Annotated in this window: 10 protein-coding genes and 1 pseudogene; 5 read left to right on the top strand and 6 right to left on the bottom strand. The window is 72.2% G+C overall.

What is annotated here, in order from left to right:
* Positions 1 to 189 precede the first annotated feature (189 nt).
* Both AAD528_RS13710 and AAD528_RS13705 read left to right on the top strand, forming a co-directional pair.
* The gene (locus AAD528_RS13710) at positions 190 to 1,203 is read left to right on the top strand and encodes an aldo/keto reductase family protein (RefSeq protein ID WP_345752639.1); all 1,014 of its coding nucleotides are present in this window, start codon (positions 190 to 192) and stop codon (positions 1,201 to 1,203) included.
* A 64-nt stretch (positions 1,204 to 1,267) separates the two neighbouring features.
* The gene (locus AAD528_RS13705) at positions 1,268 to 2,182 is read left to right on the top strand and encodes a cytochrome b/b6 domain-containing protein (RefSeq protein WP_345752638.1); all 915 of its coding nucleotides are present in this window, start codon (positions 1,268 to 1,270) and stop codon (positions 2,180 to 2,182) included.
* Positions 2,183 to 2,244: 62 nt separating this feature from the next.
* On the opposite strand, the gene AAD528_RS13700 is transcribed toward AAD528_RS13705, so the two are convergent.
* The 3 genes from AAD528_RS13700 to AAD528_RS13690 all read right to left on the bottom strand — a co-directional run bounded on the left by AAD528_RS13700 (position 2,245) and on the right by AAD528_RS13690 (position 4,766).
* On the bottom strand, positions 2,245 to 3,225 hold the full coding sequence (locus AAD528_RS13700; protein WP_345752637.1) for a matrixin family metalloprotease: 981 nt from the start codon (positions 3,223 to 3,225) through the stop codon (positions 2,245 to 2,247).
* 133 nt (positions 3,226 to 3,358) lie between these two features.
* Positions 3,359 to 3,802, bottom strand: coding sequence for a hypothetical protein (locus tag AAD528_RS13695; RefSeq protein WP_345752636.1), 444 nt, complete (start codon positions 3,800 to 3,802; stop codon positions 3,359 to 3,361).
* 7 nt (positions 3,803 to 3,809) lie between these two features.
* Entirely contained in the window at positions 3,810 to 4,766 is a 957-nt protein-coding gene (locus AAD528_RS13690) for a matrixin family metalloprotease (protein WP_345752635.1), read from the bottom strand.
* Positions 4,767 to 4,918: 152 nt separating this feature from the next.
* Here AAD528_RS13690 and AAD528_RS13685 point away from each other — a divergent pair, with 152 nt between their 5' ends.
* Positions 4,919 to 5,701 carry an enoyl-CoA hydratase-related protein gene (locus AAD528_RS13685; RefSeq protein ID WP_345752634.1) on the top strand — a complete coding sequence of 261 codons (783 nt, stop codon included), beginning with the start codon at positions 4,919 to 4,921 and terminating at the stop codon, positions 5,699 to 5,701.
* 37 nt (positions 5,702 to 5,738) lie between these two features.
* On the opposite strand, the gene cofE is transcribed toward AAD528_RS13685, so the two are convergent.
* Both cofE and AAD528_RS13675 read right to left on the bottom strand, forming a co-directional pair.
* Positions 5,739 to 6,509, bottom strand: coding sequence for a coenzyme F420-0:L-glutamate ligase (gene cofE / locus AAD528_RS13680; protein WP_345752633.1), 771 nt, complete (start codon positions 6,507 to 6,509; stop codon positions 5,739 to 5,741).
* Between the two features lie 10 nt (positions 6,510 to 6,519).
* Complete coding sequence (locus AAD528_RS13675) at positions 6,520 to 7,032, bottom strand: GNAT family N-acetyltransferase (RefSeq protein ID WP_345752632.1); 513 nt, start codon at positions 7,030 to 7,032, stop codon at positions 6,520 to 6,522.
* Between the two features lie 110 nt (positions 7,033 to 7,142).
* Between AAD528_RS13675 and AAD528_RS13670 the strand changes: the two genes are divergently transcribed.
* The gene (locus AAD528_RS13670; protein WP_345752631.1) at positions 7,143 to 7,703 is read left to right on the top strand and encodes a thioesterase family protein; all 561 of its coding nucleotides are present in this window, start codon (positions 7,143 to 7,145) and stop codon (positions 7,701 to 7,703) included.
* A gap of 13 nt (positions 7,704 to 7,716) precedes the next feature.
* On the opposite strand, the pseudogene AAD528_RS15530 reads toward AAD528_RS13670, so the two are convergent.
* Positions 7,717 to 7,911, bottom strand: a pseudogene (locus AAD528_RS15530) (hypothetical protein); the annotation flags it as partial.
* 37 nt (positions 7,912 to 7,948) lie between these two features.
* Here AAD528_RS15530 and AAD528_RS13665 point away from each other — a divergent pair.
* Positions 7,949 to 11,752, top strand: coding sequence for a proline dehydrogenase family protein (locus tag AAD528_RS13665; RefSeq protein WP_345752630.1), 3,804 nt, complete (start codon positions 7,949 to 7,951; stop codon positions 11,750 to 11,752).
* Positions 11,753 to 12,029 lie beyond the last annotated feature (277 nt).

Below are 12,029 nucleotides of genomic sequence, written 5' to 3'. Positions count from 1 at the left end.
TGTCACCGATGTCCTGATGCAGGAACCGTCACCGATGTCCTGATGCAGTTCCGTCACCGATGTCCTGAGACATCACACGGCCCGATCCGGCATGTCGTCGCTGAGAGGACGTGTTCTCGGGATGGGAGCGGGGACATCCGGGCGCAGACATCCGCCCTCGATGCCTCTGTCCATAGGTAGCGTGAGGACATGGTCAACTATCGCTACCTCGGCAACAGCGGATTCAAGGTCTCGGAGATCACCTACGGCAACTGGGTGACCCACGCCTCGCAGGTCGAGAACGACGCCGCGATCGCCACCGTGCACGCGGCGCTCGACGCCGGCATCACCACGTTCGACACCGCAGACACCTACGCCAACACCGCCGCGGAGGAGGTGCTCGCGGAGGCGCTGAAGGGCCAGCGCCGCGAGGGCCTCGAGATCTTCACGAAGGTCTACTTCCCGATCGGCCCGAAGGGCCCGAACGACCACGGCCTCTCCCGCAAGCACATCTTCGACGGGATCCACGGATCGCTGCGCCGCCTGAACCTCGACTACGTCGACCTGTACCAGGCGCACCGCTACGACTACGAGACCCCGCTCGAGGAGACGATGCAGGCGTTCGCCGACATCGTGCGCCAGGGCAAGGCGCTCTACATCGGCGTGTCCGAGTGGACCGCCGAGCAGCTGCGCGAGGGCCACGCCCTCGCCAGGCAGCTGGGCTTCCAGCTCGTCTCGAACCAGCCGCAGTACTCGATGCTGCACCGCGTGATCGAGGGCAAGGTCGTCCCGGCGTCAGAGGAGCTCGGGATCTCGCAGATCGTCTGGTCGCCGATGGCGCAGGGCGTGCTGAGCGGCAAGTACCTGCCGGGACAGCCCGTTCCCGAGGGCAGCCGCGCCACCGACGAGAAGAGCGGCGCCACGTTCATCCAGCGCTTCATGAACGATGACGTGCTGACCGCCGTGCAGAAGCTGAAGCCGATCGCGGACCAGGCCGGTCTCACGATGCCGCAGCTGGCGATCGCGTGGGTGCTGCAGAACCCGAACGTGGCGGCCGCGCTCGTCGGCGCCTCGCGCCCCGAGCAGCTCGCCGACACGGTCAAGGCGTCGGGCGTGAAGCTCGAGCAGGACGTGCTCACCGCGATCGACGAGGCGCTCACGGGCGTCGTGAACGACGACGCGCAGGACACGTACGAGGTCTCGCCCAAGTCGCGTCTGGTCTAACAGCGGCTCGCCCGGGAGGCGCGCCCACGGGCGTCCTCCCGGCGAGTCTTGGCATGATCTACTCGTGACCCCTGCCCGCATCCCGACGCCGCTGCGCGTCGTCTACGGGCTGTTCGGGGCCGCGGCGCTCGCCATCCTGGCGTTCACCGCCGTGTTCTTCACGCGCTGGATCGCGTCGCTCGCGCCCGTCGAGGCGTTCCTCGCGGCCTATCCCGGCGCCGCCCCGATGCCGGCGGGCCAGGGGATCGGCATCCCCGCCTGGCTGTCGTGGACGCACTTCCTGAACGCGTTCTTCCTGCTGCTGATCATCCGCTCCGGCATCCGGATCCGCGGCGAGAAGACGCCCAGCGGACTGTGGACCTCGCGCCGGGTGAAGAAGCGCCGGATGAGCCTGACGATCTGGTTCCACATCGCCGTCGACGCGCTCTGGATGCTCAACGGCCTCGTGTTCGTCGTGCTGCTGCTCGCGACGGGGCACTGGGTGCGGATCGTGCCGACCGGCTGGGACGTGTTCCCGAACGCCCTGTCCGCGCTCATCCAGTACGTCTCGCTCGACTGGCCGACCCACAGCGGCTGGACCGGCTACAACGGCCTGCAGCAGCTGTCCTACTTCGCGATCGTGTTCCTCGCCGCGCCGCTGGCGATCCTGACCGGCGCGCGGCTGAGCGCGTTCTGGCCGCGCGGCGACTCGCGGCTGAACCGGGCGTTCCCGGTCGACCTGGCGAAGGCGATCCACTTCCCGACCATGCTGTTCTTCGCCGGCTTCGTGATCGCGCACGTGGGACTGGTACTCGCGACGGGCGCGCTGCGCAACCTCAACGCGATGTACGCGGGGCAGGACGCGGTCAACTGGACCGGGTTCTGGATCTTCGTGGTCTCGCTGATCGCGATGGCCGGCGGATGGATCGCGGCGCGCGATCGCGTCATCGCGCCGATCGCGCGACGCTTCGGCGACGTGCGGATGCGCCCGCGCCGCTGACGTCCCCCGGACGCGCAGAGGCCGCCGTCCCCGGTCGGGTGACGGCGGCCTCTGCGCGCGGATCAGGACGCCGGGTAGAGCGCGAGCATCCCCTGCAGGTCGCCGAGGCCGAGGTAGCGAGCCGACGAGTTGCACGGATACAGGGTCGGGCTCATCGTGAGGTCGTCGGCACCGCGCTCAGCCGCGTGACTCAGACCGAACGCGTGACCGAACTCGTGGGTCAGCGCGGACCGCAGATCGAACTTGTCGCCCGTGCAGCTTCCGACGGAGGTCACCCAGCTGCGGGTGCTGGTGTCCATCCGGATGTCCGCCGCGTTGATCTTGTCGGTGACGGTCTGGATCGTGAACCAGACGCAGGTGAGCCCGACCAGGGAGCTGCTGAGGGCGCCGAAGTCGACCACGCTGACGCCGTCGGAAGCCGTGCAGGTGTTGGTCGAGCTGATGTTCGAGTCGCCCGTCTTGTTCCAGGTGGTCGCGCCGGCTGACGAGAGCGACACGGTCTTCCCGCATTGATTGGCACCCGTGGTGATGGTGCGCAGCGCGTCGCCGATCACGAGCTCCCAGTCGGCCTCCTTGATGTTGCTCGGGCGCCGCTCGGTGCTGTTGACCGCGAAGGTCGGCTTCGCCGTCCATCTCGTGCCGGCCAGGACATGGGACGTGTCGGAGCAGCGCGTGATGGTTGCGGCGGTCGCGGCGGCGGCGGTGGCGGTGGCGGCCGAGGCGGCATGATCCTCGGTCTCCACGTCGACGGTGCCCTCCTCATCCGTGGTCACCGTGAGCGCGGTCTCGGTGCCGTCCTCGTCGAGGGCGATAGCCGTGACGCCGTAGCCGGGGTCCGGGATCACGGCGCCCACGCCGTCCTCGCTCACGGTCGTGATGGTGTCGCACGACAAGGCATCGAGGCCGTCTGCGGCCTCGGCCGCGACGGAGTGCTGGCCCGCGACCGCGGTCGGGCAGGACGGGGCGGTGTCCGCCGCGGCGGCGGCAGGAACCGCTGCGGCGGTCAGGGCGGCGATCGCCGCGAGCGCGAGGATCCTTCTCATGGATGGGGCCTGTCTTGTCGGGGGGGGGGGCAGGATTCAGTGCTACGCCAAGCTAGCGGAGGCGTGCGCGCCGACGTGGACGCGCCTCCTGGCCTGGTCCCGCTGAACGGGAGCACAAGGGTCCGGGTCTCGGTCAGTCGACGGTGAAGTCGACGGTCTCCGAGCTGACATGCAGACCATCGCCTGCCCACAGCTGGACCGTTCCGCCTGCCGCGTCCTCGGGGACGGTGAAGGAGCCGCTGAGCGTGCCGTCCTCCGCGATCTCGGCCTGGCCGAGGCTGGTCGTGCTCCCGTCCTCGATCCAATGCACGTCGACCACCGACACGGGATCGACCTCCGAGGGCCGATCCGGGGTGTCGCCGCAGATGATGTATCCGGCTCCGCCGACCTCGATCACGGTGCCCGGTGCGCCGCGATCCGGCGTCACCGTGAGGGTCGCGGCCGCGCACACCGGCGACGAGGAGACTCCCTCGCGCGGCTTCTGCGCCGGCGCGGACGCGCCGCAGGCGGTCGCGCCGAGGGCGATCACGGCGAGGACTGCGACCGCGAGAGCGGAATGCGTGGTGCTGCGCGTCATGATCACATCATCCCGGGTACAGGGCGTAGAGGCTGCGGAGGTCACCGCTGCCGAGCGCCCTCGCGGACGTGTTGCACGCCGTGACCTGGGGGCTCATCGTGAGGTCGTCGCCACCACGCTCGGCGGCGTGCGCGAGACCGACCGCGTGGCCGAGCTCGTGCGTGAGCACGGAGCGCAGGTCGTACTTCGCCCCCGAGCATCCTGTCGCCGTCGTCACCCAACTCCGGCTGCTGCTGTCCATCCGGACGTCCGAGCTGACGATCTGGTCGTGACCGGAGCGCGCTCTGAAGGCCACGCAGGTCAGGCCCACGGTGGCACCGCTGAGGCCGCCGAAGTCGATGACGCTGTAGGAGTCCGGCTTGGTGCACGTGTTGCTCGCGGACATGTTCGCGTCGCCGAGGGTGTTCATCGTCACCCTGCCCGGAACCGCGAGTGCCCTCGTGAGGCCGCAGCTGTCCTGGCCCGTCTTGATCACCGCCCACGACTGCTGCACCGTCCGCTCCCAGATGGCTTCGGTGAAGCGTCGGTGCTCCGTGCTGTTCACCCGGAACTGCGGGCTGGTGTACCACTTCACGCCCTGCACGCGCGTGGCGTTGTCGGTGCAGCGCGTGATGGCGGCGGCGGCCTGGGCGCTCGTCGTGGCGGCGTGGTCCTCGGTCGTGACGGACACGACGCCCTCGGCGTCCGTCGACACGGTCAGCGTCGTCTCGGTGCCGTCGGAGGCGACGGCGATGCCCCGCATGCCGTTCCCCGGGGCGGGGATGGCGACCGCGACATCCTCGGCGACGACCGTCTTGGGCGCCCCGCAGGACGTGAGGTCCAGCCCGTCGGCGATGTCCGCGTCGAGTTCGGTCAGCTTCGCGACCGTGGACGGACAGGTCTGCGCGGCCTGGGCCGCGGGAGTGGGGGCCAGGAAGGTCCCGGCGGCCACCGCGAGGGCGCCGAGCAGGGCGGGGATCCTCATCCGTGTCTCCGATCATCGAGTGCGGACCACTCCACTGTGCGCGCCCTCTCCCCGCCGCGCGACGGGCTGTCCTGCCCATCCGCGAGCGCCATCCCGGTGATCGGGGCGCGCGCGTGGGGCATGCTGGAGGCGACCCGATGCGAGGAGGCAGGATGACCGACACGTCCTACGAGACGATCCGGACCGAGACGCGGGGCCGGGTGGGCTGGATCACGCTCGACCGCCCGGATGCCCTGAACGCCCTCAACGGCCAGGTGATGCGCGACGTCGCCGCCGCCGCGACCGCGTTCGACGCGGACGAGGGGATCGGCGCGATCGTCGTGACCGGATCCGAGCGGGCCTTCGCCGCCGGCGCCGACATCAAGGAGATGGAGGGTCTTCAGGGCCGGGACGTCGCCGTGAGCGGGCGCTTCGAGGGGTGGCGGCGCTTCGCCGACGTCCGCACCCCCGTGATCGCGGCGGTCTCGGGTTACGCGCTCGGCGGCGGCTGCGAGCTCGCGATGATGTGCGATGTGATCCTCGCGGCCGACTCCGCGAAGTTCGGCCAGCCCGAGATCACGCTCGGCGTGATCCCCGGAATGGGCGGCACGCAGCGCCTCATCCGCGCCGTCGGGTACTACAAGGCGGCCGAGCTCGTGCTCTCGGGCCGGAGGATCGACGCCGCCGAGGCCGAGCGCATCGGCCTGGTCTCCCGCGTCGTGCCGGCCGCCGACCTGCTCGAGGAGGCGGGCTCGCTCGCCGAGGCGATCGCTTCCAAGCCGCTGCCCGCGCTCTACGCCGCCAAGGCCGCGCTGGATGCCGCCCTCGAGGGGCCCCTCGCCGAGGGCCTGCGCCTCGAGAAGCACCTGTTCGCGTCGCTGTTCGACACGGACGACCAGAAGGAGGGCATGGCGGCGTTCCGCGAGAAGCGCGCTCCGGAGTTCCGTCACCGCTGAGCGGGTCGGGCGGATCGGATCCGCGTGCCGCGGGCGGTCAGAGGCCCGACTGCCGCCGTGCGGCCGCGTAGCCCTCGGCATAGGCCTCGTCGTACCCCAGGCGGAACATGTCGCGCTCGCCCGTGCGGGGGATCGTGCGGGCGCCCGGGAGGTCGAGGTCTCCCACGAGGTCGCCGCGACCGCGCACGACCGCGACCGGCATTCCCGCGGCCTTGCCCTTGACGAGGTCGGCCGCCGCGCACAGCTCGTCGGCGACGCACGGCAGCGTCACCTGCAGCGGGCGCCCCTGTGCGTCGACCGAGCCGCGCAGGTCCTCGAACACGCGCACGCCGCCGGCGCCGATCGCGTGGTCGATCTGCCCGTCCCGCCAGGCGCGCCCGAGCGTGTCGGAAACCAGCACGCCGACCGTCGCGCCGGATCGCGCCCGCAGCCCTTCGGCCAGCGCGCGCGCCGACGCGTCCGGATCCACCGGCAGCAGCAGCACGGTGCCCTCGGGCGTGTTCGACGCGTCCACGCCCGCGGCGGCGGACACGATGCCGAGGCGGTTCTCGACGATGCGGGTCACGTGCCCCGACTCGGACGCACGGGTCGCCACCACGCGCACGGTCTCCGCGGTGATGGCGTCCTCGCGGTCGTCCGCGGTCACGAACCGGCCCTCGGCCTTCGAGACGATCTTGCTCGTCACGACCAGGATGTCGCCGTCGGCGAGCGGGGCATCCGATCCGTCGATCGCGGATCCGATCACGTCCACGAGGTCCGTGCCCGCGGTGATCTCGCCGATCCCGGCGAGCGGCCAGATCGTCAGCACCGGCGGGCGATCAGGGGCGGACGTAGCGCACCTCGGCGAGCGTCTCGCCGAGGAAGGGCTCCTCGCGGCGGGCGCCGTCGAGGTGGAAGCCGCGCTTCTCGTAGAACGTGCGGGCGCCGGGGTACTCCTCGGCCAGCCACAGGTACAGCGGCTCGCCGTCCTCGACGACCGCGTCGAACAGCGCGCGGCCGAGACCCTTGCGGTGCCACGAGTCCAGCAGGTAGACGAAGTAGAACTCGCGGGGGGCGGGGGCGTCCGCGTCGCGCGCGGGGCCGCTCGCGGCGAACCCGACGATCTCGCCGTTCACGAGCGCGGCCGCGTGCCGGATCTCGTCGCTCTGCGAGGTGTAGTGGGTCCACAGCTCCGCCAGGCGGCGGGGGGAGACGTTCTCGAGCGTCGCGTTCGAGATGAGGCCGTCGTAGGTCTCGTGCCAGACCTGGGCGTGGACCCGCCCCATGGCCTCGGCATCGACGTCCCGGATCGGCCGGATCAACACATCCTGTGCTCGCTGATCGGCTGCCATGGCCAGACTCTACGCACGGACATCCGCTCCCGAGAAATCGGCGCGTCACCTTGTCGGACGCGGACAAGGATGCCGTCTCTTCTCCGAGGGATGTGCCAGCATCGCCCCTCGTGAACGTGATCTGGCGAACCCTCATCGTGATGTTCCAGGCGCGCCGCCGCCGCCGGCGCGAGGGGCGGCTGGCCCCCACCGCCGTGGGGCGCATCCGGCTCACCACGCTGCCGACCGACATCGACCTGCTGCGGCATATGAACAACGGCCGGTACCTGTCGCTGTTCGACCTGGGCCGGTGGGACCTGATGGTGCGCACGGACCTCATGCCGATCATGAACGCCCGCGGCTGGTACCCCGTCGTCGGCAGCGAGACCATCACGTTCCGGCGCTCCCTGAACCTCTGGCAGCGGTTCGAGCTGCAGTCGCGCTGGGTCGGCCACGACGACCGGGCGCTGTACCTCGAGCACCGCGCGGTCGTGCGCGGCGAGGTCTACGCGAGCGCGATCATCCGCGGTCGCATCCTGCGCCGCGCGGGCGGCACGGTGCCGATGGCGGAGGTGCTCGAGGCGCTGGGGCTCGAGGACGCGCTGCCCGAGATGCCGGCCTGGACGCACGAGTGGGCGAGCAACGTCGCCCTCCCGTCGACGCGCCGCCCCGCGCCGAGCGACTGGGACTGATCCCGCGGGCGAAGCCGCGCACGCGGGGCTCGTACACGACGTACACGACGCGGCACGGGACGTCACGCGGCCAGGGCCCCGATGCGCAGCATCGCGACGTCGCCGGGCGCGAGGTCTCGGTCCTGTGAGCGAGGCCGCCGCGTCGCGGAACGCCGCGTCGCCGTGGCCGGTGCGGGCGGGCGCGCCGTGCCGAGGCATGTCGTCCCACGCCGCCGGATCCGCGATCCGGTATCTAGGCTGATCGCATGGCCGACGATCTCGACCCCGCCCCCGCCGCACACGACGCCCTCACCGGGGCGGCGGTGACCCTCGCCGAGCGCTGGGTGCGCGAGGCCGCCCCCGGTCCGAAGGGCCGGAAGTCCGGCAGAGCGGAGGCCGATCCGGCCGCCGCGCGACTGGCCGGCGTGCTGCAGGATCCGAACGGGCTGCCGTTCACGCTCGGCTTCGTCGACGGCGTGATGCGCCCCGAGAGCGCCACCGCCGCGGCGGGCAACCTCAGCCGGGTGGCGCCGCTCGTGCCGGAGTTCCTGCCGTGGTACCTGCGAGGGGCCGTGCGCGCGGGGGGCGTCGTGGCGCCCGTGCTGCCGGTGCCGACCGTGCCGATCGCCCGGCGTGTGCTGCGCGACATGGTCGGGCACCTGATCGTCGACGCCCGGCCGCAGAAGCTCGGCCCCGCGCTCGCGAAGCTGCGCGAGGGCGGCGCGCGGCTGAACCTGAACCTGCTCGGCGAGGCCGTGCTGGGCGAGCAGGAGGCGAAGCGGCGCCTCGCCGGCATCCAGGAGCTCGTCAAGCGCCCGGACGTCGACTACGTCTCGGTCAAGGTGTCGGCGATCGCGAGCCACCTCTCGATGTGGGCGTTCGACGAGACCGTCGACCACGTCGTCGCGCGGCTGCGCCCGCTGTACCTGTCGGCGGCGCTGCACGGCACGTTCCTGAACCTCGACATGGAGGAGTACCGCGACCTGCACCTCACGATCGCGGTGTTCCAGCGGCTGCTCGCCGAGCCCGAGTTGAAGTCGTACCGCGCGGGGATCGTGCTGCAGGCGTACCTGCCCGACGCGCTGCCGGCACTCGAGGGACTCACGGCGTGGGCGACCGAGCGCGTGGACGCCGGCGGCGCGCCGATCAAGGTGCGCCTGGTGAAGGGCGCGAACCTCGCGATGGAGCGGGTCGACGCGGCGATGCACGGCTGGCCGCTCGCGACCCACGGCTCGAAGCTCGACTCCGACGCGTCCTACCTGCGGTGCCTCGACCACGCGCTGCGCCCCGAGCGCACGCGCGCGGTCACCCTCGGTGTGGCGGGCCACAACCTGTTCGACATCGCGTACGCGTGGCTGCTGGCCGGGGAGCGCGGCGTCCGCGACGCTCTGGAGTTCGAGATGCTCCTCGGCATGGCGCAGGGCCAGGTCGCGGCGGTGGCGCGCGAGGTCGGGCACGTGCTGCTGTACGTCCCGGTCGTGCGCCCCGACGAGTTCGACGTCGCGATCAGCTACCTCGTGCGCCGCCTCGAGGAGAACGCCTCGAGTGAGAACTTCCTCTCCGCCGCGTTCGGGATGGCGGAGGATCCCGCCCTGTTCGCCCGCGAGCGCGACCGCTTCGTCGCGTCCGTGGCGCGCGCCGCCGATCCGTCCCTCCCCGTCGGGCCGAATCGCGAGCAGGATCGCGCGGACGCGCCGACGCCCGAGGAGATCGCGGGGGAGGCGCACGACCAGGACATGACGCAGCAGGTCCTCGACATCGCGCGCGGATCGAGCAGCCCCGCGCTCGCGTCGGCGGACGACACGGTCGCCGTGGACCCCGCGGACGAGTTCCGCGCGGTCGCGGACGGCGACTTCGTGGAGACCGCCGTGTTCGCCCAGCGCGAGGCCGGGCGCGCAGTCGGCGCGCCGGGCTTCCGGAACGCGCCCGACACGGATCCTGCCCTCCCCGAGAACCGCGACTGGGCACGCGAGATCCTCGCGCGCATCCCGCGCTCCACGGCCGGCGACGCCACCGTCGTCGCGGCGCGGATCGCGGATGGCGCCGCGCTCGAATCCGTGATCGCGCGCGTCCGCGCCGCGGGGGAGGAGTGGGGCCGCCGGCCCGCCGCGGAACGCGGCGCGGTGCTGCAGCGCGCCGCGCGCGCGCTCGAGGCCCGCCGCGGCGAGCTGATCGAGGTCGCCGCGTCCGAGACCGGCAAGGTGTTCGCCGAGGCGGACGTCGAGGTCAGCGAGGCCGTCGACTTCGCGAACTACTACGCCGCCACGGCGCGCGAGCTCGACCGCGTCGCGGGCGCGGTGTTCGAGCCGTCGCGCGTGATCGTCGTGACCCCGCCGTGGAACTTCCCCGTGGCGATCCCGGCGGGCGGTGTGCTGGCGGCGCTCGCCGCCGGATCCGGCGTGGTGTTCAAGCCCGCCCCGCAGGCGCGCCGCTGCGCGGCCGTGGTCGCCGAGGCGCTGTGGGACGCCGGCGTCCCGCGCGACGTGCTCGCGCTCGCGGACGTCGCGGAGGGGGACCTCGGCCGGCAGCTGATCGCGCACGAGGCCGTCGACCGGGTCATCCTGACCGGCGCGTGGGAGACCGCGAAGCTGTTCCGCGGCTGGCGTCCTGACCTGCCGCTGCTCGCCGAGACCAGCGGCAAGAACGCCATGATCATCACCCCATCGGCCGACCTGGATCTCGCCGCGGCCGATCTCGTGAAGAGCGCCTTCGGGCACGCCGGGCAGAAGTGCTCGGCGGCGTCGCTGGCGATCCTGGTCGGGCCGGTCGGACGGTCCCGGCGCTTCGCCCGGCAGCTCGTGGACGCGACGCGCTCGCTGCGCGTCGGCCCGCCGTCCGATCCGCTGTCCGAGATGGGACCGGTCATCGAGGTGCCGCAGGGCAAGCTCGACTGGGCGCTCACGACGCTGGACGAGGGCGAGCACTGGCTCGTGCAGCCCAAGCCGCTGCGGGACATGGGCTGGGAGTACGAGGACGGCCGGTTCTGGACCCCGGGCATCCGCACGGGCGTCAAGCCGGGCTCGCGCTTCCACCGCGAGGAGTTCTTCGGCCCGGTGCTGGGCATCATGCACGCGCCGACCCTGACCCGCGCGATCGACCTGCAGAACGCCGTGGACTACGGCCTCACGGCGGGCCTGTACACGCAGGATCCGGATGATCTCGCGCAGTGGCTCGACACGGTCGAGGCGGGCAATCTCTACGTCAACCGCGGCATCACCGGCGCGATCGTGCAGCGACAGCCGTTCGGCGGCTGGAAGCGTTCGTCGGTGGGCGCCGGCGCCAAGGCCGGCGGCCCGAACCACCTGATCGGCCTGGGCTCGTGGCGGCCGACCACGGGCGGACCGTCCGGCAGGTCGCTGCACCTGCGCGGACTCGACACCCGCATCGTCGCGCTGATCGAGGCCGCGCAGCCGTCGCTGTCGTACGAGGAGTACGACTGGCTGCGCCGCGCCGCCCTGTCGGACGCGATCGCGTGGGACCGCGAGTTCGGCAAGGTCAAGGACGTGTCGCAGCTCGGCGTCGAGCGCAACCTGTTCCGCTACCGGCCGGTGCCGGTCGCGGTGCGCGCCACCGCCGACGCCACGTGGCAGGCCGTGCTGCGGGTGGTGGTCGCGGGGCTGCGCGCCGGCGGCGGGTTCACGCTCTCGGCTCCGGTAGGCCTGCCGCCCGCCGTGCGCCGCGTGCTCGGCCAGCTCGACGTGCCGGTGCACGTCGAGACCGACGAGCAGTGGATCCAGCGGATGCACGGCGGCGCGCCGGTCGCCGAGCCGCAGCAGGCGCCGGACGATCCGGATCCGTCCCGGGCGACCGCGACCATCCCGGTCGGACAGCTCATCGCCGACGGCTCCCGCGCGCCGCGCGCGCGGCTCGTGGGCTCGCCCGCGACGGTGTCCGCGCTGCACGCCGCGCTCGCCGTGGGCGTCGACGGCGACCCGGACCTCGCGATCTACGCCGGCGAGGTGACGACCGCGGGCCGCATAGAGCTGCTGCCGTTCCTGCACGAGCAGGCTGTCTCGATCACGGCCCACCGCTTCGGCAACCCCGACCGCACCTTCGCCGACGTCATCTGACTGCGGTCAAGCCGATCGAGGAGCGCCATGGAGCCGATTCTCTCGATCTCCGGCGACGCGATCGTCGTGCTCTCCGGGCTCGCGCTCCTGATCGCCCTCGCCGGCGGTGCGCTGCTGTGGAGGCTCCGCGCTCGGCGACGGTCGGGGCACGCGACTCCGATCATCCCCGTCGCCCGCATCGGCGCCGCCGGGTCTCAGGAGATGACGCGTTCTCAGGATCATCCGGGCCCGGCCCATCCTGAGAAGGTGGCATCCCCTGAGAACCCGCCGCGGGCGG

The organism is Microbacterium rhizophilum (assembly GCF_039605615.1).
Classification (GTDB): domain Bacteria; phylum Actinomycetota; class Actinomycetes; order Actinomycetales; family Microbacteriaceae; genus Microbacterium; species Microbacterium rhizophilus.
The sequence above is the reverse complement of the archived record's forward strand: the minus strand, read 5'-3'. Positions and strand labels throughout refer to the sequence as shown.

What these genes read in the sequence shown, in the direction of transcription:
- AAD528_RS13710 (WP_345752639.1), top strand. Translation starts at nt 190, where the DNA reads ATGGTCAACTATCGCTACCTCGGCAACAGCGGATTCAAGGTCTCGGAG.
- AAD528_RS13700 (WP_345752637.1), bottom strand. Translation starts at nt 3,225, where the DNA reads ATGAGAAGGATCCTCGCGCTCGCGGCGATCGCCGCCCTGACCGCCGCA.
- AAD528_RS13695 (WP_345752636.1), bottom strand. Translation starts at nt 3,802, where the DNA reads ATGACGCGCAGCACCACGCATTCCGCTCTCGCGGTCGCAGTCCTCGCC.
- AAD528_RS13690 (WP_345752635.1), bottom strand. Translation starts at nt 4,766, where the DNA reads ATGAGGATCCCCGCCCTGCTCGGCGCCCTCGCGGTGGCCGCCGGGACC.
- AAD528_RS13685 (WP_345752634.1), top strand. Translation starts at nt 4,919, where the DNA reads ATGACCGACACGTCCTACGAGACGATCCGGACCGAGACGCGGGGCCGG.
- AAD528_RS13675 (WP_345752632.1), bottom strand. Translation starts at nt 7,032, where the DNA reads ATGGCAGCCGATCAGCGAGCACAGGATGTGTTGATCCGGCCGATCCGG.
- AAD528_RS13665 (WP_345752630.1), top strand. Translation starts at nt 7,949, where the DNA reads ATGGCCGACGATCTCGACCCCGCCCCCGCCGCACACGACGCCCTCACC.